The sequence below is a fragment of the Ancylomarina sp. 16SWW S1-10-2 genome (genome assembly GCF_009669305.1).
Lineage (GTDB): Bacteria > Bacteroidota > Bacteroidia > Bacteroidales > Marinifilaceae > Ancylomarina.
In genome coordinates this window covers 1-425 of record NZ_SADB01000247.1, presented here as the reverse complement: position 1 = coordinate 425, position 425 = coordinate 1, and the positions used below count along the sequence as shown (strand labels likewise).

The window sequence follows — 425 nt, the reverse complement described above, 5'->3', positions numbered from 1 at the left end:
GGTCAGACGGAGCAGGAAACTCACGCCCTTCACCACCTTCGGTGTGTCCCATCGCGCCAGCACCTGATATTCCCCGCTGTCTGCAGTGACTTCTGCGGTCAGGTGCTGCACCGCTGGCGGCGTGACACCATTCACCGTGCCACTCTGTTCGCCGTCAAAGTGCGCCCCGTTATCCACGATGGCCTCTTTTTCCGGCACATGCTGCACGGCGGTGATGGCATACGTGCCGTCGTCGTTCTCACGGATACTCACGCAGCGGAACAGTCGCTGGCGCAGCGTCGGCAGCTTCAGCTCCCATACGCTGTATTCAGCAACACCGTCAGGAACACGGCTCACTTTTACCTTCACGCCGTCGGTGACGGACTGAACCTCCACGCTGACCGGATTGCCACTTCCGTCAACCAGGCTTATCAGCGCGGTACCGG

General features: G+C 60.9%; 1 pseudogene. It reads right to left on the bottom strand.

The features are described from left to right. Positions 1-425, bottom strand: a pseudogene (locus EMN46_RS19750) (host specificity protein J); the annotation flags it as partial.